This is a genomic window from Vreelandella halophila, from assembly GCF_009856365.1.
GTDB lineage: Bacteria > Pseudomonadota > Gammaproteobacteria > Pseudomonadales > Oleiphilaceae > Halospina > Halospina utahensis_B.
Genome location: NZ_WMEX01000004.1, coordinates 267,900 through 291,488 on the forward strand (window position 1 = coordinate 267,900; position 23,589 = coordinate 291,488).

Sequence of the window (23,589 nt, forward strand, 5' to 3'; positions counted from 1 at the left end):
TGATTCTATCACGTTCTGACCGCGCACTCCGATAGGGAAAGATCCGGGAAAGGGAAAGAAGTGGTGCGAAAGGAGAGACTCGAACTCTCACGGGTTGCCCCACTGGAACCTAAATCCAGCGCGTCTACCAGTTCCGCCACTTTCGCCCATAAAAAAGAGGTCAGCCCTGATGGCCGGAAATAGAAAAAAATGGGGTGGACGAAGGGGATCGAACCCTCGACCGCAGGAGTCACAATCCTGAGCTCTACCAACTGAGCTACGTCCACCACTGAGAGGCGCGATTCTAACGCACCTAAAGGACTTCACCAAACGCCGCGTGCCAGAAAGTTGGCGCGCCCGGCAGGACTTGAACCTGCGACCTACGGCTTAGAAGGCCGTTGCTCTATCCAACTGAGCTACGAGCGCACGTTCATCCATCCGCCCACAACGGCCCGCCCAGTGAGTACCTGAAACTGGTCGGGGTAGAGAGATTTGAACTCCCGACATCCTGCTCCCAAAGCAGGCGCGCTACCAGACTGCGCTATACCCCGAAAAACTCACCCACGCCGGCTCTCAGCGAAGTTGGAGCGAATCATACCGGGGGCTGTGAACAGCGTCAACATGATTGGCGGCTGAGCGTAAAACTGCGACAATGCCGCTTTTCCCGAACCACCGTCACAAGGCCCTTACATGACAGCGCAGATCATTGACGGCAAGGCCATCGCCCTGGATCTCCGCCACTCCGTAGCGGAAAAAGTGAGCCAGCGGATCAGCCAGGGCCTGCGGCCGCCGGGTCTGGGTGTTGTGCTGGTGGGCAGCGATCCCGCGTCCAACCTCTATGTGAAGCGTAAACGCGAAGCCTGTGACGCCGCTGGCCTGCATACTGAAGATCACCATCTGCCGGCGGAAACCACTCAGGACGAACTGAACCAGTTGGTGGACCGGATGAACGAGGATCCGAACATCGACGGCATCCTCGTGCAGCTGCCCCTGCCCGAGCACATGAACCCGGACGAGATCCTGCTGCGCATCCGCCCGGACAAGGATGTGGATGGCTTCCACCCCTACAACCTGGGCCGCCTGACCCAGCGCCATCCGGAACTGCGCCCCTGCACACCGGCCGGCATCATCCACCTTCTTGACCATATCGGCACGCCCTACAAGGGCCAGCACGCGGTCATCGTGGGTGCCTCCAACATCGTCGGCCGCCCTCTTTCCATGGAACTGCTGCTGAAAGGCGCCACCGTTACCGTAGCGCACCGGTTCACTGGTGACCTGCCCCGCTTTGTGGCGGACGCGGACCTTCTCATTGCCGCCGCCGGCAAACCGGGCCTGGTCCATGGCGACTGGGTCAAGGAAGGCGCGACGGTCATTGATGTGGGCATCAACCGCAACGAGGAAGGCAAGCTGATCGGTGACGTGGAATTTGCCCCGGCTGCCGAGCGCGCTGCCTGGATCACCCCGGTGCCCGGCGGAGTTGGCCCCATGACCATCGCCATGCTGCTGCAGAACACCCTGGAAGCCGCCGAACGCCACGGCTGACTCCCCGAAAAGCGCCTGAGGAAGGTGGCGGGTAACGCTGTCCGGGACTGTCTGGAGCCATGGATGGCGGAAGACAAGCGTACAGGGGTTTACGCGACTGAGCGTAAACGGGCTTACAGGAAGTAAGCCCTGGACCTTTTAGCGGAGCAGGACAGCGCAGCTAAAAGGTATTCACAGCGTGTCCCGGACAGCGTTACCCGCCACCTTCCCCCCGCACACAAAAAACCCCGCCGAAGCGGGGTCTTATACCAGTCAGTTCAACTCCTGCCTCACTGACCGTACTTGGCCTTCGCCTTGCGACGATAGGCGTGCAGCAGAGGCTCGGTATAACCACTGGGCTGCTCACGGCCCTTGAAGATCAGGTCACAGGCCGCCTGGAAAGCCACGTTGCCCTCGAAATCATCCGCCATCGGGATGTAGTTCGGGTCGCCTTCGTTCTGGCGGTCCACAACCTTCGCCATGCGCTTGAGCGTCTCCATCACCTGCTCTTCCGTGCAGATGCCGTGATACAGCCAGTTGCACAGCAGCTGGGACGCGATCCGCAGCGTGGCGCGGTCCTCCATCAGGCCGACATCATTGATGTCCGGCACCTTGGAGCAACCGACCCCTTCCTCGATCCAGCGCACCACATAGCCGAGGATACCCTGGGCGTTATTGTCCAGCTCCTGCTTGATGTCTTCCTGGCTCAGCACGGACGGATCCTTCATCAGCGGCACGGTCAGGATGTTGTCCAGGCTGGCGCGCTCACGCTTGCTCAGCTCTCCCTGCACATCCATCACGTTCACCTGGTGGTAATGAATGGCGTGCAGGGTCGCTGCCGTCGGTGACGGTACCCAGGCCGTGTTGGCGCCCGCTTTCGGGTGGCTGATCTTGGCATCCATCATCGCCGCCAGCTTGTCCGGCATGGGCCACATGCCCTTGCCGATCTGCGCGCGGCCCTTGAGGCCGGTTTCGAGGCCGATGTCCACGTTCCAGTCCTCGTAGCTGGTCATCCAGGGCGCCTGCTTCATCTCGCCCTTACGGATCACCGGCCCGGCTTCCATGCTGGTATGGATCTCGTCACCAGTGCGGTCCAGGAAGCCGGTATTGATGAAGATGATCCGGTCCTTCGCCTGGCGGATGCACTCCTTGAGGTTGACCGTGGTGCGGCGCTCCTCATCCATCACGCCCACCTTGAGGGTATTGCGCTTCATGCCCAGCGCATCCTCGACGCGGCCGAAGAGTTCGTTGGTGAAGGCCACCTCGTCCGGTCCATGCATCTTGGGCTTCACGATGTAGACACTGCCGGTACGGCTGTTGCCCACCCGGTTGTTGCCCTTGAGGTCATGGATGGCGATCAGGGAGGTGATCATGCCGTCCATGAGGCCTTCCGGCACCTCGTTGCCGTCCACATCCAGGATGGCATCGTTGGTCATCAGGTGGCCGACGTTACGCACCAGCATCAGGCTGCGGCCGTGAAGACTCATGGGCTTGCCACTGGCATCCAGGTACTCACGGTCGCCAGCCATGCTCCGGGTGACGGTCTTGCCGCCCTTCTCGAAGCTTTCCTCCAGGTTGCCCTGCATCAGGCCCAGCCAGTTGCGGTAGACGCCGGTCTTGTCCTCAGCGTCCACGGCTGCCACGGAGTCCTCGCAGTCCATGATCGTGGTCAGCGCGGATTCCATGAGCACGTCCTTGACGTGCGCCGCGTCGTCCTTGCCAATCGGGTGGCTGGCGTCGATCTGGATCTCGAAATGCACGCCGTTGCGCACCAGCAGGATGCCTTCCGGCTCGCTTTCAGAGCCCTTGTAGCCCACGAACTGGGCCGGATCCTTCAGGCTGGCCTCGCTGCCACTGTTCAGGGTTACTTTCAGCTGCCCACCGTCAACCCGGTAGCCTGTGGCGTCCGCATGGCTGCCGCTGGCCAGCGGTGCGGACTCATCCAGCATGGCGCGGGCGTAGGCGATAACCTTCTCGCCACGCACCGGGTTGTAACCCGGGCCCTTGGTGGCGCCGCCTTCCTCGGAGATGATGTCGGAACCGTAGACGGCGTCATAGAGACTGCCCCAGCGCGCATTGGCGGCGTTCAGCGCGAAGCGTGCGTTGGAGATCGGTACCACCAGCTGAGGACCAGCCACCTGGGCGATCTCTTTATCCACGTTCTCCGTGGTTGCGGTGAAGTCTTCGCCTTCCGGCTTGAGGTAGCCGATGTCCTTGAGGAAGGTCTTGTACTCGTTCAGGTCGATGGACTGGCCCTGGTGCTCGCGGTGCCAGTCGTCCAGCTTCTCCTGCAGTTCATCCCGAACCTTGAGCAGTTCACGGTTGCGCGGCGCCATGTCTGCCACGATGCGGCCGAACTCGTTCCAGAACTGGTCGGCGTCCACACCGGTTCCCGGCAGGGCTTCGTTGTTAACAAAGTCGTACAGGATTCGGGCGACCTGCAGGCCGCCTGCATTCACGCGTTCTGTCATCTTTGTGCCTCAGATTGCTGTTTTTAAGACGTTTTTATGCGGAATAACCGGACCGGTAAGCGCTGGCCCGGCGACCACGTATTCTGGGTGTGCGTATTCTAAGCCAAACGTACCGCAAAAGGACAGGCGCCCTACTCCCGGCGCCAGGTCGTGCCTTCGCGGCTGTCCTCAAGGACAATACCCTGTTCGAGGAGCTTATCCCGGATGCGGTCGGCCTCGGCAAAGTCCTTCGCTTTCTTGGCCCGGGAACGCGCTTCAATCAGTTCCTCGATGCGCTCTGGTGTGAGATCCCCGGTGCCGCCCTGGAGGAAGTCGGAGGGCGCCCGCTCCAGCACGCCAAGCACGGCGCCGAGCCGTTTCAGAACCCCGGCCAGCCGGGCCGCTTCCGCTTCATCCCCGTTGCGCCGCGCCCGGTTCAGTTCGCCCGTCAGGGCATGCAGCTCGGCTGTGGCCTCAACGGTATTGAAGTCATCGTCCATGGCTTCCACGAAGCGGCTGTCATACGCCGTCTCCGCCGGGTCCGTCTCGGGCTCGATGCCATCCAGCGCCTGGTAGAACTTCATCAGTGCGCCCTTGGCTTCCGCCAGGCTGTCCGGGGTGTAGTCAATCTGGCTGCGGTAATGGCTGGCGATCAGGAAGTAGCGCACCACTTCCGGATCGTGTTCCTGGAGAATATCCCGGATAGTGAAGAAGTTACCCAGGGATTTTGACATCTTTTCGTGGTTCACCCGCACGGCCCCGGCGTGCATCCAGTAGTTCACGAATGGCTGCTCATGGGCGCACTCGGACTGGGCGATCTCGTTCTCGTGGTGCGGGAACATGAGGTCCGGGCCGCCGCCATGGATGTCGAAGGTCCGCCCCAGGTGTGAGCGGGACATGGCCGAGCACTCGATGTGCCAGCCAGGGCGCCCATCGCCCCAGGGCGAGGGCCAGCTGACCTCACCGGGTTTGGCGGCCTTCCACAGAACGAAATCCGCCGGGCTGGCCTTGGCCTCGACCACGTCCACACGGGCGCCGGCCACCAGGTCCTCGAGCTTCTTGCGGCTGAGCTTGCCATAGCCGTCGAAACTGGACACGGCGAAATACACATCGCCGTTGTCGCCCTGGTAGGCATGGCCCTTCTCAACGAGGGTCTCGATCATGGCCACCATCTCATCAATGGTCTCGGTGGCCCTGGGCTCCTCGCTAGGGCGCAGCACGCCGAGGGCACCCTCGTCCTCGTGCATGGCGGCAATCATGCGGTCGGTCAGCGCCCGGAAGTCCTCGCCGTTCTCCCGCGCGCGATCCAGGATCTTGTCGTCAATGTCGGTGATGTTGCGCACGTAGTGCACGTCGTAACCGCGGTGGCGCAGGTAGCGCGTTACCACATCGAAAGCCACCAGCACCCGGGCATGGCCAAGGTGACAGTAATCGTAGACCGTCATACCGCAGACGTAGATGCCGACCTTTCCCTCCACGATGGGCTGGAAGGTTTCCTTGCGACGACTGAGCGTACTGTAGAGCTGGATCACGGGGTCTCCATCCTTTCCGGTCTCGGTTTACTGGCCGCTGATCTTGGCCCAGGAGTCACGCAGGGTGACAGTGCGGTTCATCACGATCCGATCCTCACTGCTGGCCTCGGGATCAAAAAAGAAATAGCCCTCGCGCTCGAACTGGTAGGGAATATCCGTGCGCGGCGAGGCGAGGTTCGCCTCTCCCTTGCAGCCTGTCAGAACCACGAGGTTGTCCGGGTTGAGATCCTCGACAAAATCCCGCTCCTTGTCGGTGCCCGGATTCTCCACCCCGAAAAGCCGGTCATAGAGGCGCAGCTCAAGGTCCACCGCGGTCTCGGCAGAGACCCAGTGGATGACACCCTTGGGCTTGTAACCCTCGGGATTCACTCCCAGGGTCTCCGGGTCGTACTCGGCATGGATCTCGGTCACATTGCCTTCGTCATCGACAACAAAATCATTGCAGGTGATGACATAGCCGCCACGCAGGCGCACGGCATTGCCCTTTGAGAGCCGCTTCCACTTCTTGTTGGGCGGCACCTCCACGAAGTCCTCCGCGTCGATGTACATCTCGCGCGTCCAGGTCACCTCGCGGGTTCCCATGGATTCGTCCTGGGGATGTACCGCCGTGGTCAGGGTCTCGGCCTGCCCTTCCGGATAATTGGTCAGGATCAGTTTGACAGGCCGCAGGACACACATGGCGCGGGGCGCGTTGCGGTTCAGGTCATCCCGGATGGCGTGTTCGAGCATGCCCAGGTCCACGGTGCCGCCGGTCTTGTTCACGCCCACCATATCGCAGAACTGGCGTATGGAAGCCGGGGTGAAGCCGCGCCGGCGCATACCCGAGAGGGTCGGCATGCGCGGGTCATTCCAGGCATCCACATGGCCCTCGTCCACCAGCCGCATCAGCTTGCGCTTGCTGGTGATGGTGTAGTTCACATTCAGGCGTGCGAACTCGGTCTGGCGCGGGCGGCACGGCGGGGTCACGTGTTCCAGAACCCAGTCATACAGCGGCCGGTGGTCCTCGAATTCCAGAGTGCACAGGGAATGGGTCACGCCCTCTTCCGCATCGGAGAGCGGATGCGTGAAGTCATACATTGGGTAGATGCACCACTTGTCCCCGGTCTGGTGGTGCGTCAGGTACCGGATGCGGTAAAGGATCGGATCGCGCATGTTCATGTTCGGGGACGCCATGTCGATCTTCGCCCGCAGCACATGCTCACCTTCGGCGAATTCCCCGGCCCTCATGCGCCGGAAGAGGTCCAGGTTCTCCTCGACGGAGCGATCCCGATAGGGGCTGTCCGTGCCGGCCTGGGTCAATGTCCCCCGATACTGCGCGGCGGTTTCCGGATCCAGGCTGCAGACATAGGCATGGCCGCCGCGGATCAGCTCCTCGGCGTATTCATAGAGGCGCTCAAAATAGTCCGAGGCGTAGCGGACCGGCCCTTTCCACTCATAACCCAGCCATGTCACGTCCCGTTTGATCGCCTCGATGTACTCCTGGCTCTCTTTCTCCGGGTTGGTGTCGTCAAAACGCAGGGTACAGTCGCCGCCGAACTGCTCGGCCATGCCGAAGTTGACTACGATCGACTTGGCGTGACCGATATGCAGGTAGCCATTGGGCTCCGGTGGGAACCGGGTGACGACGTGGTCATGACGGCCTTCGGCAAGGTCGTCCTGGATGAGGGTTCGGATGAAGTTGCTGGCCGGAGCTGATTCGGAACTCATGGATGCTGTGACACCACCGGGTTGATTTGAAAGCCGCCATTGTACCTGCTCACCGCCACGATCTCATGCATGGCGGAAAACGATGCCTTACAATACGGCCCATTTGGACGCGAAAGGATATAATCTCATGGTCGTTCTGGAAACCAGCGAAGGCCGCATCCTGCTGGCCACCGACGCGGAGAACGCCCCCGTCACCACCAGGAATTTCCTTGCCTACATCGATTCGGGTTTCTACAACGGCCTTATTTTCCACAGGGTCATCAGCAACTTCATGATCCAGACCGGCGGCTTCGGCCCGGACATGGAGCCCCGCAAACCCGGTGAGCCGATTCCCAACGAGGCGGACAATGGCCTCAGCAACCGGCGCGGCACCATCGCCATGGCGCGCACCATGAGTCCGCATACCGCCTCGTCCCAGTTCTTCATCAATGTCAACGATAACGGCTTCCTGGATCACACCGCCAAGACCCAGGACGGCTGGGGCTACTGCGTCTTCGGTAAGGTGGTGGAAGGCATGGACGTGGTCGACCGGATCCGTGAGAAACCCACCACGGGCCGCGCCGGGCACCGCGATGTGCCGGTGGAGGATGTCATCATCCATCAGGCCTATCGCACCAATGAGGGAGCGGACGCATGACCACGCGTTTCATTGCCGACCTGCACCTGGAGGAAAGCCGCCCGGACATTACCAACGCTTTCCTGGGATTCCTCCCGGCCTACGCCCACAACATTGACGCGCTCTACATTCTCGGAGACTTCTTCGAGGCCTGGATCGGGGATGACGAGCACACGCCCCTGCAGGAAACGGTTGCCGAGGCACTTCAGGCGGTGACAGCCACCGGCACCGCCCTGTACCTGATGCACGGCAACCGGGATTTCCTCATCGGTCAGGACTTCTGTGACCGGGTGGGCGCCACATTGCTGGATGACCCCACAGTCATCGACCTCCATGGGGAACCCACCCTGCTGATGCATGGCGACAGCCTCTGTACCACGGATGAGGAATACCAGAAATTCCGGGCAACCATGCGCAACCCCCAGTGGCAGAAGGCATTCCTCCAGCGCCCCCTGGCGGACCGCCAGACCGTGGCCCGCCAGATGCGCGAAATCAGCCAGGCGAAAAACCAGGGCAAGGAACAGACCATCATGGACGTCACACCGGAAGAGGTGGTGGCGGACATGGAACGCCACGGGGTGCAACAGCTCATCCATGGCCATACCCACAGGCCAGCAGTGCATGAGCTGGAAGCCAATGGCGCTCCCGCCAGACGTTATGTGACCGGCGACTGGCACGAAAAGGCCTGGTACATCGAAGCCCGGACGGGAGCCGCCCCCGAACTGCTCAGCGTGCCCTTCGCGCAGCTGGCCGGCTGATCACAGCCAGTCCGGCACACCACTGTGGAAGCGGAAGCTGTCGTCCGGTGACTGGATCAGTTCCGCCTCCACCGCCAGCAGCGTCGCAACCCGCTCCGTCACTTCGTCACCCGCCGCTTTCTCCGCAAGCCTCAGATAATCCTGATAGTGGCGGGCCTCGGACTTCAGCAGTGAGTCGTAGAACTCCGCCAGCTCTGAATCCAGCAGTGGGGCCACCGCCGCAAACCGCTCACAGGAACGGGCCTCAATGATGCCGCCGATGATCAGGGTATCCACCAGCCGCCCCGGCTCCTCCTTACGGGCATGCTGGTGCAGCCCCTGGGCGTAGCGGGCCGGTGTGAGATGCCGATACTGGATGCCGCGTTTCTGCAGGATCGACAGCACCTGCTCGAAGTGCCGCAGCTCCTCGCGCGCGAGCCGGGACATCCGATGCAGCAGATCCGGATCCTCCATATAGCGATACATCAGGCCCAATGCCGTTGAGGCGGCCTTCTTCTCGCAGTGGGCATGATCAATGAGCAGCAGTTCCTGGTTCGCCAGTGCGGCGTCGATCCAGGCCTGTGGTGTTGCGCAGGGAAGAAAGTCATGAATGGGGGAAAGATCAACCCGGGCCATGCCAGCGCTCCGTCAAAAAGCGCCAAGCATAGACCCGGGCTGATCCGGGGTGCAAGGCCGCCCCCAGGGGCAGCCCATGGAGTCAGCCGTTAACCTTGGCGAACTCGTCAGCAATCTCCTTCTCCGGCTCGCCGGTCGCCATGGAACCGATCACAACAGCAATGGCTGCGAACAGGAACCCGGGCACGATCTCGTACATGTCGAACAGACCGCCGGAGAGCTGCTTCCAGACCACCACGGTCAGGCCGCCGACAACCACACCCGCGAGTGCACCCATCTTGTTCATCCGGGGCCAGTACAGTGACAGCAGGATGACCGGACCGAAAGCGGCACCGAAGCCGGCCCATGCATAGGAGACCAGGTCCAGCACCATGCTGTCGTCATCCAGCGCGACCACACCGGCGATCACCGCGATCACGATCACGGCGACGCGGCCGATGCGGACCAGCTCCACAGCATCGGCGTCTGGGCGGAAGAAGCCCTTGTAGAAGTCCTCCGCCAGCGCGGACGACGAAACCAACAGCTGCGAGTCAGCCGTGCTCATGATGGCGGCAAGAATGGCGGCCAGCAGGATGCCCGCAATCACGGGGTGGAAGAGCGCATCCACCAGCATCATGAACGCTGTCTCACGGTCCTCCAGCCCCTCGGGCCCGAAGTAACCGACGGCCGCCAGCCCTACCAGCACAGAGCCGACCAGAGTGATGGCAGTCCAGGAAACCGCGACCCGGCGGGCATAGGGTACCAGGGACTCATCGCTGATGGCCTTGAAGCGGGCAAGCACGTGGGGCTGCCCGAAATAGCCAAGCCCCCAGGCCAGCGAGGAGATGATCGCAATGGCTCCCAACGCTTCTCCATCGGCACCTGAGAACAGCGAGAGCGTACCCTGCCCTTTCTCAAGCAGCGATGCTTCCATACCGGACCAGCCGCCAACCTCACCACTGTTGATTGCGAGAACCGGCACCAGCATCAGAGCAGCCAACATCAGAAGCCCCTGGACCACGTCTGTCCAGGATACCGCCAGGAAGCCACCGAACAGCGTATAGGATACCACCGCGAGTGTGCCCACAATCACTGCCCACTGGTACTCGAGGCCAAAGACGGTCTCGAAGAGCTTACCGCCGGCAACCAGCCCTGAACTGGTATAGAACAGGAAGAACAGCAGAATGAAGAAAGCGGCGATAACCCGCAGCGCCCGTGTGTCATCCCGGAAACGGTTCTCCAGGAAGGACGGGATCGTGAGCGAGTCCTTGGCCGCCTGCGAATAGTTTCTCAGGCGCCTGGCCACAAACAGCCAGTTCAGGTAGGTGCCCACCAGCAGCCCGATGGCGATCCAGCTCGCGCCAACACCATTGGCAAAGGCCGCCCCGGGCAGCCCCAGCAGCAGCCAGCCGCTCATATCCGAGGCACCGGCACTCAGAGCCGAAGGAATCGGCCCCAGGTTCCGCCCGCCAAGGATGTAGTCCGACAGGTTCTGGGTGCGCATATAGGCAATGACACCCAGCGCCAGCATTACTGCAAGGTAGAGAATAAAGGTCCAGGTGACCGCAACTGTGTTTTCAATCATGATCCGGCTCCATCGGGGAATGCCCGTTTATAGTTGTTCATCCGATTTCCTCCACACCCAGCGACAGGAGGGTCGCATTGCCACCCGCCGCCGTGGTGTTGTTTGTCCTGACACGCTCCGTCGCGAAACGCGGCAGGTAGTTGGGGCCACCGGCCTTGGGGCCGGTCCCGGAGAGTCCACGTCCACCAAAGGGCTGGACGCCGACCACAGCACCAACCTGGTTGCGGTTGATATAGGTATTGCCGACTTTGACCCGCCGCTCAATATAGGCGGCAGCGGATTCACTGCGGCTGTGAATGCCCAGGGTAAGGCCATAGCCCGCTCCGTTGATCTCGTCGATCACGGAGTCGAGCTCGCGCGCCTCGTAGCGGACCACGTGCAGGATGGGCCCGAAGAATTCACGGTCCAGATCCTTCATGCCGTTGATCTCATAGGCCACAGGGGGCACGAAGTAGCCTTTCTCCGCATTGTCGGGCAGCGGAGCCTCACCGATCAGGCGGTTACGCTCACGCAGCTCAGCCACATGCTTCATGAGATCATCATAGGCTTCCTGGTCGACCACCGGCCCGACATCCGTTTCAACCCGGATGGGATCCCCCAGGCGCAGGTCCCGCATGGCACCGGCAAGCGTTTCCTCGATGATGTCGGCAACATCCTCCTGTACATACAGTACGCGGAGCGCCGAGCAACGCTGGCCGGCACTGCCGAAGGCGGACATGATCACGTCCTTGACCACCTGCTCCGGCAGTGCACTGCTGTCCACGATCATGGCGTTCTGGCCGCCGGTTTCCGCAATCAGCGGAATGATCGGCCCTTCCCGGGCGGCCAGTGTCCGACTGATGTGATGGGCAACACCAGTGGAGCCGGTGAAGGTGACACCCGCAAGGCGCTGATCGGAAAGCACCTGGCCGCCGATGCCCGCACCGTCACCAGGCAGGTACTGGATCACGCCCGGCGGGAAGCCGGCCTGCAGCATCAGTTCCGCGCACCGGCCACCGATCAGGCTGGTCTGTTCCGCCGGCTTGGCCAGTACCGTATTGCCCGCCGCCAGCGCCGCCATGATCTGGCCGGTGAAGATCGCAACCGGGAAGTTCCAGGGGCTGATGCACAGAAACACCCCGCGGCCTTCCAGGTAGTATTCGTTGGATTCCCCGGTGGGCCCTGGCATCTCCATGGGCTCGGCAAACTGCCGGCGCGCCTGCATGGCGTAGTAGCGGCAGAAATCCACGGCCTCGCGCACCTCGGCAATACCGTCCGGCAGGGATTTACCCGCCTCACGGCTGCACAGGGCAATCAGCTCATGCTCATTGGCCTCCAGCAGATCCGCATAGGCTTCCAGGCACTTCGCCCGCTCCTCTGCTGGCGTACGGTTCCAGGACTCGAAGGCCTCGTGGGCCGTACTCAGCGCCTTCTCGACAATGTCCTGACGGCTCCAGGCGATCTCGCCGGCAACCCGGTCACTGTTGTGGGGATTGATCACCCGGGTCCTGGTATTCGAATCGCAGCGCTCCCCGTTCACGATCGGCGTTGCCTTCCACTGGTGTTCCGCCCACCGCTCCAGACCCTGCTGGAAGGGCCTGAGATCGGACAATACCGCCAGGTTGTGGCCACGGGAATTGCGTCGTTCACTCCCGTAAATCTCCGGGGGCCGGGGAATCCGTAGATCCGGCAGGCTGCTGTGGGCCCGCAGTGCATCCGCGGGGTGCCCTATGAGATCCTCAATCGGCGTCTCGGCATCCACCAGGCGGTGAACAAAGGAGGAGTTGGCACCATTCTCCAGCAGCCGCCGTACCAGGTACGGCAGCAGATCCTTGTGGGCGCCCACCGGCGCGTAGATCCGCACGGGAACCCTGGGGACCTCGCCCATCACCACGGAATAGAGGGCATCGCCCATGCCGTGGAGCCGCTGGAATTCGTATTCCGCGCCGTTCTCATCGGCCATGTTCAGCACCGAGGCCACAGTGTGTGCGTTGTGGCTGGCGAACTGCGGGAAGATATAGCCCTGAGCGTAGTCACTGAGCAGGAACCGGGCACAGGCCAGATAGCACACATCCGTGCCTTCCTTGCGCGTGTAGACCGGATAGGTCTCAACACCCATCATCTGGGCGTGCTTGATCTCGGTATCCCAGTAGGCTCCCTTGACCAGCCGCACAGGAATGCGATCCCCCTGGCGACGCGCCAGAGCGGCAATCCAGCACAGCACCGGCAGCGCCGGCTTGGAGTAGGCCTGCACGGCGAGACCCAGCTCCCCCCAGCCCTTCGCGGCTTCGGACTCGTAAACACTGCGGAAGATCTCCAGCGAGAGCTCAAGGCGGTCCATTTCTTCCGCGTCCACCGTCAGGGGCACCTGCTTCTCCCGGGCAAAGGTCACCAGCCGGGTCAGCCGCCTTACGAGTTCCGTCTTTGCCCTTTCCTCCTGAGCACGCTCATAGCGCGGGTACAGCGCGGACAGCTTGATGGAAACCGAGGGCACCGGACGTTCGCCACGGGGATAACGGTCATTGCCCACCGCCTCAATCGCCGTCCAGTAATCATTGAAATAGCGCGAGGAGTCGGACTCGTTGAGGGCCGCCTCCCCCAGCATATCGAAGGAGTAGCTGTAGCCCTGATCCCGGTACTGGCGGCCTTCCTGAAGGGCTTCATCAATATCGCGGCCTAGCACGAACTGGCGGCCCATGATCGCCATGGCCTGGTACATGGCCTTTCGGATCACCGGCTCACCGGCACGGTTCACCAGCTTGTGCCAGATGGATTTGGGATGGCCGTCCAGCCCCGGGTCCATCTTGACCACACGACCCGTGAGCAGCATGCCCCAGGTGGAGGCATTGACCATGACGGATTCGCTCCGCCCCAGGTGCCTGCGCCAGTCGGCGTCACCCATCTTGTCGCGGATCAGCTCATCAGCGGTATGCGCATCCGGAATCCGGATCAGCGCCTCCGCCAGGCACATCAGCAGGATGCCTTCTTCAGTATCCAGGCTGTATTCCTGCAGAAGCGCATCCACCATGTGGACGGAATCATCCTGCTCCCGGACCTTGCGGATCAGCCCTGTGGCCCGGTCCGCAATGGCCTGGCGCTCGCGCCCATCGGGCTCCGCCAGCGCCAGCAGTGACTCAAGGTAGGCCGTTTCATCGGTGTAATGGTTATCAACGATACCCTGCCAGAGAAAATCGGTATCATCGTGGGGGAACGACGGGTCAAGCACCCGACTGGCATCAAACATAGCGTTCGGCCTCCAGCAGCTCTGGGCGTGATACCTCTGCCCGCATGGTCTATCCATTCATTAAAGCAGAGGTTGTGAAACCCTGCACAACAATCATTGCAGGGACGGCCACTCCCTGTGGAGTTCCTCCATCGTCCTTCGAACAGCGTCCGCGACCTCATCCGCTGTCACTTCTGCATCAATACGCCGGTAACGGTTGGCAGGATTGCCGGCGCGCGCCTCGTAAACCTGGCGCACGCGCTCAAAGAACCGGACCCGTTCGTGCTCAAAACGGTCCGGCTCCCCACCACGCCCGGCAACCCGGGCCATGCCCGTTTCCACTGGCGCATCGAGCCAGAGTACGGCATCGGGGCGCAGCGTTTCCCCCTGGACCAGGGATTCAAGCTGCGCCACCGGTGCTGAATCCAGCTCTCGCCCACCCCCCTGGTAGGCGTAGGTGGCATCCGTGAAACGATCACAGAGCACCCACTCTCCCGCTTCCAGCGCCGGCCGGATGACACGGGCCAGGTGCTGTGCCCGGGCCGCGAACATCAGCAGCAGCTCGCAGGTGCGGTCGACCGGTTCCTCCCGGGAACGCAGGAGCAGTTCCCGGATCTCCTCCGCCATGGGCGTACCACCCGGTTCACGGGTCACACGGTGCGCCACACCCTTTTGCGTAAGCCAGTCACTGGCACCGCGGATAGCGGTGGACTTTCCCACCCCCTCGGTCCCCTCAAAAGTGATGAAAAGCCCGCGCGCCATCAGTCTGCTCCGTTCTCCGGTGCCGGAAAGGACCGGTAGTCCTCGCTGCGATTGAGTTGATACCGGCGCACCGCCTCATTATGCCCTTCAAGCGTGCTGGAGAACTGATGGGAGCCATCACCCTTGGCGACAAAATAGAGGGCATCGCCTTCCGCCGGGTTCACCACCGCCCGCAGCGACGCCTCTCCCGGCATCCCGATGGGGGTGGGTGGCAGACCATCGATCCGGTATGTGTTGTAGGGCGTGTATTCCCTCAGATCGGCGTGGCCGATGCGGCCCTGGTAATCATCGCCCATGCCATAGATCACGGTGGGATCCGTCTGCAGACGCATTCCCCGCTCCAGCCGCCGCACGAAAACACCGGCGACCCGGGGTTTCTCTTCACTGAGCGGCGTCTCGAGCTCGACAATCGAGGCCAGGATCAAGGCTTCATAGGGGCTATCCAGAGGCAGGTTTTCCTGGCGATCCCGCCAGACCCCGGAGAGAATCCGCTGCATGCGGTCATGCGCCCTTTCCAGAACATCCAGGTCCGAATCGCCATGCTCATATTCATACACCGCCGGGAAGAACCAGCCCTCGGGGTGCATGCCTGAGCGCCCTAAACGCTCCATCACCACCTCACCACTCATGCCCTCCAGCTCATTGCGCAAAGGCTCCGCGTCAGCCAGGCGTGCGCGGACCCGTTCGAACGTCCAGCCTTCCGGTATGCGCACGGTCCAGGTCTGGGTATCACCTGCTACCACACGACGCACAAAGGCCAGTGGGGACATGCCGTCCTCCAGCTGATACACACCGGACTGCAGCTGCGTCAGTTCAGGCTCCAGGCGCGCCCGCAACCGGAGCCAGAAAGCGCTGGGAAGACGCCCCCGCGCCTCGAGCTCACGCGCCAGTCCCTGCAGGGTGGTCCCGCGCTCAATCTCGATGGTGACGGGATGCTCAAGCGCCAGCGGCTCCTCCATGCGCTGGAACTGCTGCTCGATGAACAGCCAGCCCGCGATTGCCGCTACGGCAGTCAGGAGGAGCATGAAACCAACAACACGCTTAACCAACCGCATCACCCGAGTCCAAGCTCCCTGTTCACATCGTCAACCAGCCGTGTAGCCTCAACGTTGGTCGGCACGATACTGTCACCACACTCGCTGACGGGCACCAGGCCCATGACGCTGTTACCCAAAAGCAACCCGTGGTTCCGGAAGTCGGCGCCCAGCAGAGCCCGCTCCTCGACCGCCAGGCCGAAGCGGCCCGCGTTGCGCACGACCCACTCCCGCAGAGTTCCCGCGACGGCGAGCTGCTCCCGTGGCGGCGTCACGAGAGTTCCATCGACCACGGAAAACAGGCAGGTACGGGTTCCCTCGACCCAGCCGGAACCTGCGCCCGCGGCCATCAGGCCCTCGAACTCACCGTCTGAGAGTTCGGCACTGGCAAGCACCTGCTCCAAGCGTGCCAGGGTCTTGTAGCCGCCGCCCGCTGCCATGGAAGACAGGGGCTGCTGGCAGAGACGGACCCTGGCGCCTTCACGCGGCACCGACGGAGCCGGCACCAGGGCCGAGATCACCCTGGGAGACACAGTGTCAGGCGGCCGATACCCCCTGCCACCCGAGCCCGCCGTAACCGTGACCTTGAGCACAGCCGGCGCCTGCGGCGCGAGCAGCCCGCGTTCGGCGGCCTGCTGCTGCCAGGCATCCAGCCCGTCCGCATCAAACGGGATTCCAAGCGCATGGCAACCGGCCAGAAGCCGCTCCCGGTGCGCCTCCAGCAGGACCGGGCCGGCCGGGGTCACCCTGAGAGTCTCAAAAACCCCGTGCCCGTAGGCCAGCCCCCGATCATCAGACGGAACCACCGGGTCATTTCCCGGCCAGATCCATTCGGGCATCAGCTCCGCTCCCGCTGCCTGAACCAGTCACGATCAAAAAAGCCGCCCATTCTCAGGGCGGCTTTGGTACCGATCGAACCGCGTTGGTCCGTTCAGCTGCTGTGGGATTCGATGTAGTCCACCGCGTCCTTGACCGTGGTCAGCTTCTCGGCTTCCTCATCCGGGATCTCGGTCTCGAACTCTTCCTCAAGAGCCATGACCAGCTCAACCGTGTCCAGGGAGTCGGCACCCAGATCCTCTACAAAGGAGGAAGTGCTCTGTACTTCAGACTCTTTTACCCCCAGCTGTTCACAGACAATCTTCTTAACGCGCTCTTCAACTGTACTCATAATGTCCTCATTTGTGCGTCCAGCAGTGCTGGCGTGCCAGTTTAGTTGAATCCCCCGGGCCGGACAACCAACCCGGAAGGGGCTGACTGGAAGCCGCCCCGCCCTGTGATGGCGGGAACGCCCTCCTTCAGTTCATGTACATGCCACCGTTGACATGAATCGTCTCACCATTGATGTAGGCCGCCCCTTCGGAGGCGAGGAACACAGCCAGGTCGGCCACTTCCCCCGCCTCGCCGAGGCGACCCGCCGGAATGGCTGACAGCATGGCATCACGCTGGCTTTCGTCAAGCTCTCGCGTCATGTCCGTTTCGATGAACCCCGGAGCAATGGCATTGACGGTGATACCACGGCTTGCCACCTCCCGTGCCAGAGAACGGGTCATGCCCTCGATGCCCGCCTTGCTGGCGGCATAGTTCATCTGCCCGGCGTTCCCCATACGGGCAACCACCGAACTCAGGTTGATGATGCGCCCGGTGCGCGCTTTCATCATGCCCTTGAGCACGGCCTGACTGGTGCGGTACACAGCCGAGAGATTGGTGTTGATCACCTCATCCCAGTCCTCGGGCTTCATGCGCATGGCCAGACCATCCCGGGTCACACCGGCATTATTGACCAGCACTGTTGGTGTACCGACATTCTGGCCAATCGCCTTGATGCCCTCGGTGACACTCGCTGCATCACCCACGTTCATGACCACACCGTCACCCTGCCAGCCCTGCTCGTTGATACGGCCCGCGATGGCGGCAGCGCCGGATTCCGATGTTGCTGTTCCAATCACCGTGGCACCGGCGCGGGCAAAGCGTTCCAGAATCGCACTGCCAATGCCACGGCTCGCGCCGGTTACCAGAACCACCTGTCCTTCCAGCATTCTTTTCTCCCGTTGAGCGTCGCCGTCAGGCGCCTTCGCGAATCGCTTCCAGCGCCTTCGTCATCTGTTCAGGGGTTTCCGTGGGATGGCATCCCATGCTGCGGTCAATGCGCCGCGTCAGCCCCGACAGCACCTTGCCGGGCCCGCATTCGGCCATGACACCGACACCCTGTTCGCCCATGTAGCGTACGGATTCGGTCCACCGCACCGGCGAAATCAGCTGCCAGTAGAGATTCTCACGGATGGCGGCCGCGTCGGTCACTGCCCCCGCGGTCACATTCTGGACCACGGGAATGCCCGCGTCCTGGAAACTGACACCCGCCAGAGCACCCGCCATACGGTCCGCCGCGGGCTGCATCAGCGCACAATGGGAGGGCACGCTCACATCCAGAGGCATGACCTTCTTAGCGCCCTCTTCACGGGCGCGCTCCACGACCCGGTCCACCGCAACGGTGGAGCCGGCGATGACCACCTGCCCCGGGGCGTTGAAATTGACCGCCTCAACCACGCCATCGGCGACATGCTCCTGGCAGAGACTGATCACAGCCTCGTCATCCAGTCCCAGTATCGCGGCCATGCGCCCCGCGCCTTCCGGCACGGCATGCCGCATGGCGTCGCCGCGGATACGCACCAGCTCAACGGCATCGGCAAAATCCAGGCACCCCGCCGCCACCAGTGCGGAATATTCCCCGAGACTGTGGCCCGCCAGATAATCCGGCTGCGGGCCGCCCAGATCCTGCCACACGCGCCAGAGCGCAACACTGGCAGTGAGAAGGGCGGGCTGGGTCACATCGGTACGGTTGAGCTCTTCCGCCGGGCCCTGCCGGCAGAGTTCGGCCAGGTCGTAACCCAGTACGCCGGAGGCCTGCTCAAAGGTCTGCCCGACCAGCGGCCACTCAGCAGCTGCTTCGTCCAGCATTCCAACGGACTGGGAGCCCTGACCGGGAAACACCAGTGCTGTCGTCATCTGTCCTTCCTGTTCGTCTCTAGAATTCAACCTGTTCCAGCAAGTCCCCGAGCCTGCGCGGCAGTTCATGGTCGACCTCACGGGCCGCCTGTTCAATAGCCGCCACCAGTCCGGTCACGTCCGCATTGCCGTGGCTTTTGATCACCACGCCGCGCAGGCCGATGAAACTCGCGCCATTATGCCGTGCGGGATCCAGGCGCCGCTTGATCCTGCGTAACACCGGTGCAGCAAGGACCGCGACAAAGCGGGAATACCAGCTGTCCGCGAAAGCACGCCGGATGAGATCACCGATCAGTTCCGCCACGCCCTCTCCGGTTTTCAGTGCCACATTGCCGACAAAACCGTCACAGACCACCACATCGGCCACTCCCCGGAAAAGGTCGCTGCCTTCAATATAGCCAATGTATCCGGATTGCTCCCGCGCCTGCAGCATGTGGCCGGCCAGCCGGACCTGTTCATTCCCCTTGACGGCCTCCTGTCCCACATTGAGCAGTGCCACTCGGGGCTCCTGGACACCATCCACAGCCTGCGCCATGAGGCGCCCCATCAGAGCGAACTGCACGAGATGCTCGGCGCTGGCGTCCACGTTGGCGCCCAGGTCCAGCACATAGCAGTGGCCGTCATGGAAGGGGATGCGCTTGATGATGGCGGGCCGTTCAATGCCCGGCCAGGTCTGGAGGGTGTTGCGGCCCAGGGCCATGAGTGCGCCGGTGTTGCCCGCACTGACGCAGGCATCGGCGTCGCCGCTGCGGACCAGCGAGAGCGCACGCGCCATCGAGGACTGCTGGCCGTGGCGCAGGGCATGGGAGGGACGTTCCTCCATGGTGACCACGTCGGGGGCCTCCTGAATCTCGATGCGATCGTGGCCCGCAGACAGAAAGGCCTCGAGTGCCGTGCGCCTGCCCAGCAGCACGACCCTCAAGGCCCTGTTGTTCGAAACAGCAATTTCCGCGGCGCGGACCACCGGTTCACAGCCGCGGTCGCCACTCATGGCGTCAACGGCAATGGTGGTCTCAGCCGCCACCGGTCACTCAGTCTTCCGGTGTTTCGATCACCTTCTTGCCCCGATAGAAGCCATCGGGGGAGATGTGATGCCGACGATGCACTTCCCCGGTAGTCGGGTCCATGGAAAGCGCGGGCTTGCTGAGCCCGTCGTGGGAGCGACGCATGCCGCGCTTTGAACGGGTCTTGCGATTCTTCTGAACGGCCATAGCAGATTACTCCTGGAGTCTTGCCTTTCTCTTGAATTACGAATCCGTTCCGCCCTGGTCCTGCCCCCCAGTGCCAAGGCCGGCCAGTACACGGAACGGGTTGTCTGTATCATGCTCGCGCGCCTGAGCAACAGCGTCGTCGGCATCCCGGTTGATGCGCTCCAGCGTGGCGGATGCTTTGCAGCCTGCTTCCTCATGCACCGGATAATCCGGCAGACTCATGATGAGCTCATCCTCCAGAAGCTCATGGATCGGCAGATCCCGCTGCCCCGACACCATGGGCTCAAGAGTGGCTGGCAGCTGCTCTGCCATCACCTCTGTATCCACCACACCTACCCGGAAGGTTGACTCCACCGGCAGGCGCATGGCCTCAAGGCATCGCTGGCACAGTACTTCCAGCTCCGCCCGGATCCAGCCTTCAATGACGCGACGCCGCTCGTCATCAAAAAAGAACGCCAGCCTGACCGCCGCCTCGCCGTCTGTTTCCAGAATCAGCGGCTCCAGCCGGTTCATACCGGCAAGGGCCAGACTGCCCTCTTTTACGGTCCCCTGTTCGAACGGCTTCAGCGCATCGACCGACAGGGGTATCTCCGGGTTCGACATAAGGCCGCGATTCTAGGGTTCCCGCCGGTGATTGTCAAAGCTCAGCGCAGCACAGGGCCGCTGTTCATGAGCGTTTCCGTAACACCCTGCCCGACCGAGCTGCCCAGGTCACGCATGATCCGCTGGAACGGAGACGGCTCATAACTGTAGTCCACGATTTCCTCGGCACCGACCACATTGCGGGCCACCTGCCCCGGGGAGTTGAAGCTGTCGACGAGCCCCAGCTCACGTGCCCTCTGGCCAGTCCAGATGAGCCCCGAGAACAGATCCGCCTCGGATTCCTTCAGCTTGTCACCCCGTCCTTCGCGCACACGCTCGATGAACTGGTCATGGGTGCGGTCCAGCACACTCTCCCAGAACGCAACCTGTTCCGGATCCTCCGGCAGGAAGGGGTCCAGGAAGGCTTTGTTCTCGCCCGCTGTGTACAGCCGGCGCTCTATGCCCAGTTTCTCCATCGCGCCGGTGAATCCGAAGCCACCGCCACGCACGCCAATGGAACCAACCAGGCTGGAGGGATTCGCGTGGATCCGGTCAGCGGCGGCGGCAATGTAATAGGCTCCGGACGCTCCGATGTCCGAAATCACCGCGTGCACCTTCTTGTCGGGGTACTCGTCACGCAGCCGGTTGATGGCCTGATAGACGTAATCGGCCTGGACAGGACTGCCGCCCGGGCTGTTGATGCGCAGGATCACGCCTTTGGACTGCTCCGCCGAGAAGGCGTTCTCCAGCGCGGTCACCAGATTGTCGGCACTGGCATCCTGGCCCTGGACGATCGCACCCTCCACATCCACCAGCGCGGTATGGGGCCCGCCTGCGCCAGGTGTGAGATCACCAGAGCCGAAGGGTGACCCGAACGTGAACAGAAGCGCGAACAGGTAGAGCAGCCCCAGCGTCTTGAACAGTATGCCCCAGCGCCGGCTGCGACGCTGCTCCGCCTGCATCGACATCATGGTCTTCTCGATCAGGCGCCATTCCTTGGAGTCCTCCCGGGCCTCCTGGGTACGTCCTTCCGGTCGCTGAGCGGATTCTTCCCGCGTCACGCCCCATTCCGCATTTTCCGAATCCCACTCGGACATGGTGTCTCCTTGCAGTTATTCACGGGTGCCGCCGGAAGCCATCAGCTCCCGCAGCTTTGAGATGTCAGAGGCAATGGCCATGGGGTTGTGTACCGAAAGCTGCTCCTCCGAGTGCACCCCCCAGGTCACGCCAATAGCCGGCATGCCGATGCGGCTCGCCATTTCCATGTCGTAGATGGTATCACCGACCATCACCATGCGCTCCACGGAGGCACCAGTTTCGGACACAATCTGGCGCAGCATCAGAGGGTCGGGCTTGGAGGCGGTCTCATTGGCACAGCGGGTCAGAGGGAAAAACCGCCCCAGGCCGCTTGAGCCCAGCGCCCGATCCAGCCCAGGCCGGCTCTTACCGGTGGCCACCGCGAGCATGGGGCCACCATGCAGCGTTTCGAGCAGCTCATCCACCCCCTCGAACAGATCCGCCGGTGTGGTATCGCGCTGAAAGAAATACCGGGCATAGACCTCGCGCAGCTGTGTCATCTCTTCACGGGTGATGCCCGGCCAGAGCTGGCTCAGCGCCTCTTCCATGCCCAGCCCCACAATATGGCGCAGCGCCTCGCGCTCACGCACCGGATAACCCAGATCCCCTGCGGCCAGCTCAAGACTGTCCGCGATATGGTCCACGGAATCAATCAGGGTGCCATCCCAGTCAAAGATCACTACGTCAAAGTTCATTGGCGCTTTCCCAGTCGCTGAATCTGCGCTTCGAAATCATCCGGAACCGGCGCTTCAAAAGTCACTCTTTCGCCCGCGGGCGTCTCGAACGTCAGCTGCTGGGCGTGCAGCATCAGCCGGTCACCACCGCCCCGCTGCCAGGCCGCCTGCGACGCTCCGTCAAGATACTTGGCATCCCCCGCGACCGGGCACCCCTGGCAGGCCGCATGCACCCGGATCTGGTGCGTACGCCCAGTCAGGGGCGTGGCCTCCAGGAGGGTGTAGCCTGAAAAACGCTCCAGAACCCGGAAATCCGTCCGCGCCGCCTTGCCCTGGTCGGCGCTGACCCGCACCAGCCGCTCGCCGGTCCCACCGGTGACCCGCTGCAGGGGCGCCTCCACGCGATTCACCGCCTGCGGCCACTCCCCGACTACCAGTACCCGGTAGACCTTGTGCGTACTCTTCTGCCGGAACTGATCCTGCAGTGCCTTGAGGGCGGAACGGCGCCGGGCTACCAGGATCAGCCCGGACGTGTCACGGTCCAGCCGGTGCACCAGCTCCAGGTAACGATCATCGCGCCCGGCACGCAGGGTCTCAATCAGCCCGAAATCCACACCACTGCCACCGTGCACCGCGATGCCCGCGGGCTTGTTCACCACCAGAAAATCCGGTGCCTCATGCAGAACCGCCGCTTGCATGCGCCGCTGCACCCGACGGCCCGGCTGGGCACGATCCGGCTTCTGCTCGGGCTCATGCAGTGGCGGCACGCGGATCGAGTCACCGGCAGCGATACGATAGTCAGGCTTGACCCGCTTACGGTTGGCCCGCACGGCCCCCTTACGGATCACACGATAGATAACGCTTTTCGGAACGCCCCGGAAACGCCCCATGAGGAAGTTGTCGAGACGCTGTCCGGCCCACTCCGGCGCCACCTCCAGCCACTGGACCCTGGGTCTGGATTCGGCGCTGTCATGGCTGCCCGGGTGCCCTGGCATTATGTGTTTCTCCTGGGATGCGGAGCCATTCCGCAGCTCGTTGATGAGGCAGGGGATTACTGCTATATTGACTCTGTTTTCCCACTCCGCTCGGCCGACGATCTTGGCCGGCTGGACTGGCGGAACACGGTCAGCGATTGAATCCGCAATTATAGAGCCTTCGGGCCCGGTATGAAACGAGCAGCGGACGCACCGGTTCCACCTGGCAGGAAAACAGCGAGAGCCAACAGAATCACACAGGCGCGCGTCTGAGTCCTTTCACCCGCTGGCCGGAGCTCAGGAGGCTCCTCCGGTGGACGGTCACGGA

General features: G+C 62.6%; 21 protein-coding genes and 4 tRNA genes. 3 read left to right on the top strand and 22 right to left on the bottom strand.

What is annotated here, in order from left to right:
• Window positions 1–61 precede the first annotated feature (61 nt).
• The 4 genes from GLW01_RS08915 to GLW01_RS08930 form a co-directional block, all read right to left on the bottom strand.
• A tRNA-Leu gene (locus tag GLW01_RS08915) sits at window positions 62–146 on the bottom strand.
• Between the two features lie 44 nt (window positions 147–190).
• Window positions 191–266 (bottom strand) — tRNA-His (locus GLW01_RS08920).
• Between the two features lie 62 nt (window positions 267–328).
• A tRNA-Arg gene (locus tag GLW01_RS08925) sits at window positions 329–405 on the bottom strand.
• 48 nt (window positions 406–453) lie between these two features.
• A tRNA-Pro gene (locus GLW01_RS08930) sits at window positions 454–530 on the bottom strand.
• Between the two features lie 139 nt (window positions 531–669).
• Here GLW01_RS08930 and folD point away from each other — a divergent pair.
• A complete protein-coding gene (folD, locus tag GLW01_RS08935; protein WP_160898830.1) occupies window positions 670–1,521 on the top strand; it encodes a bifunctional methylenetetrahydrofolate dehydrogenase/methenyltetrahydrofolate cyclohydrolase FolD in 852 nt (283 codons plus the stop codon).
• Window positions 1,522–1,790: 269 nt separating this feature from the next.
• On the opposite strand, the gene GLW01_RS08940 is transcribed toward folD, so the two are convergent.
• The 3 genes from GLW01_RS08940 to GLW01_RS08950 form a co-directional block, all read right to left on the bottom strand.
• Window positions 1,791–3,971 carry a malate synthase G gene (locus GLW01_RS08940; protein WP_160898831.1) on the bottom strand — a complete coding sequence of 727 codons (2,181 nt, stop codon included), beginning with the start codon at window positions 3,969–3,971 and terminating at the stop codon, window positions 1,791–1,793.
• A 131-nt stretch (window positions 3,972–4,102) separates the two neighbouring features.
• Window positions 4,103–5,479: a cysteine--tRNA ligase gene (gene cysS / locus GLW01_RS08945; RefSeq protein WP_340162448.1), complete on the bottom strand. Its 1,377-nt coding sequence runs from the start codon at window positions 5,477–5,479 to the stop codon at window positions 4,103–4,105.
• A 30-nt stretch (window positions 5,480–5,509) separates the two neighbouring features.
• The gene (locus GLW01_RS08950; protein ID WP_160898833.1) at window positions 5,510–7,189 is read right to left on the bottom strand and encodes a glutamine--tRNA ligase/YqeY domain fusion protein; all 1,680 of its coding nucleotides are present in this window, start codon (window positions 7,187–7,189) and stop codon (window positions 5,510–5,512) included.
• A gap of 127 nt (window positions 7,190–7,316) precedes the next feature.
• On the opposite strand from GLW01_RS08950, the gene GLW01_RS08955 reads away from it, so the two are divergent.
• Together GLW01_RS08955 and GLW01_RS08960 are read left to right on the top strand one after the other, a co-directional pair.
• The gene (locus tag GLW01_RS08955) at window positions 7,317–7,826 is read left to right on the top strand and encodes a peptidylprolyl isomerase (protein WP_151439403.1); all 510 of its coding nucleotides are present in this window, start codon (window positions 7,317–7,319) and stop codon (window positions 7,824–7,826) included.
• Window positions 7,823–8,563: a UDP-2,3-diacylglucosamine diphosphatase gene (locus tag GLW01_RS08960; protein WP_160898834.1), complete on the top strand. Its 741-nt coding sequence runs from the start codon at window positions 7,823–7,825 to the stop codon at window positions 8,561–8,563. Before GLW01_RS08955 ends, GLW01_RS08960 begins: the two co-directional genes overlap by 4 nt.
• On the opposite strand, the gene GLW01_RS08965 is transcribed toward GLW01_RS08960, so the two are convergent.
• The 15 genes from GLW01_RS08965 to GLW01_RS09035 all read right to left on the bottom strand — a co-directional run bounded on the left by GLW01_RS08965 (window position 8,564) and on the right by GLW01_RS09035 (window position 23,282).
• Window positions 8,564–9,178 (bottom strand): tRNA-(ms[2]io[6]A)-hydroxylase, encoded by a 615-nt coding sequence (locus GLW01_RS08965; protein WP_160898835.1) that lies wholly within the window; start codon window positions 9,176–9,178, stop codon window positions 8,564–8,566.
• Between the two features lie 82 nt (window positions 9,179–9,260).
• Window positions 9,261–10,742: a sodium/proline symporter PutP gene (putP, locus tag GLW01_RS08970; protein ID WP_202405639.1), complete on the bottom strand. Its 1,482-nt coding sequence runs from the start codon at window positions 10,740–10,742 to the stop codon at window positions 9,261–9,263.
• A gap of 37 nt (window positions 10,743–10,779) precedes the next feature.
• Entirely contained in the window at window positions 10,780–13,965 is a 3,186-nt protein-coding gene (gene putA / locus GLW01_RS08975) for a bifunctional proline dehydrogenase/L-glutamate gamma-semialdehyde dehydrogenase PutA (protein ID WP_160898836.1), read from the bottom strand.
• 93 nt (window positions 13,966–14,058) lie between these two features.
• Window positions 14,059–14,706, bottom strand: a complete 648-nt coding sequence (gene tmk / locus GLW01_RS08980; RefSeq protein ID WP_192497257.1) for a dTMP kinase — start codon at window positions 14,704–14,706, stop codon at window positions 14,059–14,061.
• Window positions 14,706–15,731 carry an endolytic transglycosylase MltG gene (gene mltG / locus GLW01_RS08985; RefSeq protein ID WP_237416538.1) on the bottom strand — a complete coding sequence of 342 codons (1,026 nt, stop codon included), beginning with the start codon at window positions 15,729–15,731 and terminating at the stop codon, window positions 14,706–14,708. Before mltG ends, tmk begins: the two co-directional genes overlap by 1 nt.
• Window positions 15,732–15,760: 29 nt before the next feature.
• On the bottom strand, window positions 15,761–16,579 hold the full coding sequence (locus GLW01_RS08990) for an aminotransferase class IV (RefSeq protein WP_160898838.1): 819 nt from the start codon (window positions 16,577–16,579) through the stop codon (window positions 15,761–15,763).
• A gap of 92 nt (window positions 16,580–16,671) precedes the next feature.
• A complete protein-coding gene (gene acpP, locus GLW01_RS08995; protein WP_077531530.1) occupies window positions 16,672–16,908 on the bottom strand; it encodes an acyl carrier protein in 237 nt (78 codons plus the stop codon).
• A 127-nt stretch (window positions 16,909–17,035) separates the two neighbouring features.
• Window positions 17,036–17,776, bottom strand: coding sequence for a 3-oxoacyl-ACP reductase FabG (fabG, locus tag GLW01_RS09000; RefSeq protein WP_160898839.1), 741 nt, complete (start codon window positions 17,774–17,776; stop codon window positions 17,036–17,038).
• 25 nt (window positions 17,777–17,801) lie between these two features.
• Complete coding sequence (gene fabD, locus GLW01_RS09005; protein ID WP_160898840.1) at window positions 17,802–18,743, bottom strand: ACP S-malonyltransferase; 942 nt, start codon at window positions 18,741–18,743, stop codon at window positions 17,802–17,804.
• 19 nt (window positions 18,744–18,762) lie between these two features.
• Window positions 18,763–19,767: a phosphate acyltransferase PlsX gene (gene plsX, locus GLW01_RS09010; protein ID WP_340162446.1), complete on the bottom strand. Its 1,005-nt coding sequence runs from the start codon at window positions 19,765–19,767 to the stop codon at window positions 18,763–18,765.
• 7 nt (window positions 19,768–19,774) lie between these two features.
• On the bottom strand, window positions 19,775–19,954 hold the full coding sequence (rpmF, locus tag GLW01_RS09015; protein WP_095617027.1) for a 50S ribosomal protein L32: 180 nt from the start codon (window positions 19,952–19,954) through the stop codon (window positions 19,775–19,777).
• Between the two features lie 36 nt (window positions 19,955–19,990).
• On the bottom strand, window positions 19,991–20,557 hold the full coding sequence (locus GLW01_RS09020; protein WP_160898841.1) for a YceD family protein: 567 nt from the start codon (window positions 20,555–20,557) through the stop codon (window positions 19,991–19,993).
• Window positions 20,558–20,598: 41 nt separating this feature from the next.
• Window positions 20,599–21,633, bottom strand: a complete 1,035-nt coding sequence (locus GLW01_RS09025) for a S49 family peptidase (protein ID WP_160898842.1) — start codon at window positions 21,631–21,633, stop codon at window positions 20,599–20,601.
• A 15-nt stretch (window positions 21,634–21,648) separates the two neighbouring features.
• Window positions 21,649–22,308, bottom strand: a complete 660-nt coding sequence (locus tag GLW01_RS09030) for an HAD family hydrolase (RefSeq protein ID WP_160898843.1) — start codon at window positions 22,306–22,308, stop codon at window positions 21,649–21,651.
• On the bottom strand, window positions 22,305–23,282 hold the full coding sequence (locus GLW01_RS09035) for an RluA family pseudouridine synthase (RefSeq protein ID WP_160898844.1): 978 nt from the start codon (window positions 23,280–23,282) through the stop codon (window positions 22,305–22,307). Before GLW01_RS09035 ends, GLW01_RS09030 begins: the two co-directional genes overlap by 4 nt.
• Window positions 23,283–23,589 lie beyond the last annotated feature (307 nt).

Bases quoted from the DNA above. Each gene is read 5' to 3' on its own strand.
- folD (WP_160898830.1), top strand. From the start codon at position 670: ATGACAGCGCAGATCATTGACGGCAAGGCCATCGCCCTGGATCTCCGC.
- GLW01_RS08940 (WP_160898831.1), bottom strand. From the start codon at position 3,971: ATGACAGAACGCGTGAATGCAGGCGGCCTGCAGGTCGCCCGAATCCTG.
- GLW01_RS08950 (WP_160898833.1), bottom strand. From the start codon at position 7,189: ATGAGTTCCGAATCAGCTCCGGCCAGCAACTTCATCCGAACCCTCATC.
- GLW01_RS08955 (WP_151439403.1), top strand. From the start codon at position 7,317: ATGGTCGTTCTGGAAACCAGCGAAGGCCGCATCCTGCTGGCCACCGAC.
- GLW01_RS08960 (WP_160898834.1), top strand. From the start codon at position 7,823: ATGACCACGCGTTTCATTGCCGACCTGCACCTGGAGGAAAGCCGCCCG.
- GLW01_RS08965 (WP_160898835.1), bottom strand. From the start codon at position 9,178: ATGGCCCGGGTTGATCTTTCCCCCATTCATGACTTTCTTCCCTGCGCA.
- putP (WP_202405639.1), bottom strand. From the start codon at position 10,742: ATGATTGAAAACACAGTTGCGGTCACCTGGACCTTTATTCTCTACCTT.
- putA (WP_160898836.1), bottom strand. From the start codon at position 13,965: ATGTTTGATGCCAGTCGGGTGCTTGACCCGTCGTTCCCCCACGATGAT.
- tmk (WP_192497257.1), bottom strand. From the start codon at position 14,706: ATGGCGCGCGGGCTTTTCATCACTTTTGAGGGGACCGAGGGGGTGGGA.
- mltG (WP_237416538.1), bottom strand. From the start codon at position 15,731: ATGCTCCTCCTGACTGCCGTAGCGGCAATCGCGGGCTGGCTGTTCATC.
- GLW01_RS08990 (WP_160898838.1), bottom strand. From the start codon at position 16,579: ATGCCCGAATGGATCTGGCCGGGAAATGACCCGGTGGTTCCGTCTGAT.
- acpP (WP_077531530.1), bottom strand. From the start codon at position 16,908: ATGAGTACAGTTGAAGAGCGCGTTAAGAAGATTGTCTGTGAACAGCTG.
- fabG (WP_160898839.1), bottom strand. From the start codon at position 17,776: ATGCTGGAAGGACAGGTGGTTCTGGTAACCGGCGCGAGCCGTGGCATT.
- fabD (WP_160898840.1), bottom strand. From the start codon at position 18,743: ATGACGACAGCACTGGTGTTTCCCGGTCAGGGCTCCCAGTCCGTTGGA.
- rpmF (WP_095617027.1), bottom strand. From the start codon at position 19,954: ATGGCCGTTCAGAAGAATCGCAAGACCCGTTCAAAGCGCGGCATGCGT.
- GLW01_RS09020 (WP_160898841.1), bottom strand. From the start codon at position 20,557: ATGTCGAACCCGGAGATACCCCTGTCGGTCGATGCGCTGAAGCCGTTC.
- GLW01_RS09025 (WP_160898842.1), bottom strand. From the start codon at position 21,633: ATGTCCGAGTGGGATTCGGAAAATGCGGAATGGGGCGTGACGCGGGAA.
- GLW01_RS09030 (WP_160898843.1), bottom strand. From the start codon at position 22,308: ATGAACTTTGACGTAGTGATCTTTGACTGGGATGGCACCCTGATTGAT.
- GLW01_RS09035 (WP_160898844.1), bottom strand. From the start codon at position 23,282: ATGCCAGGGCACCCGGGCAGCCATGACAGCGCCGAATCCAGACCCAGG.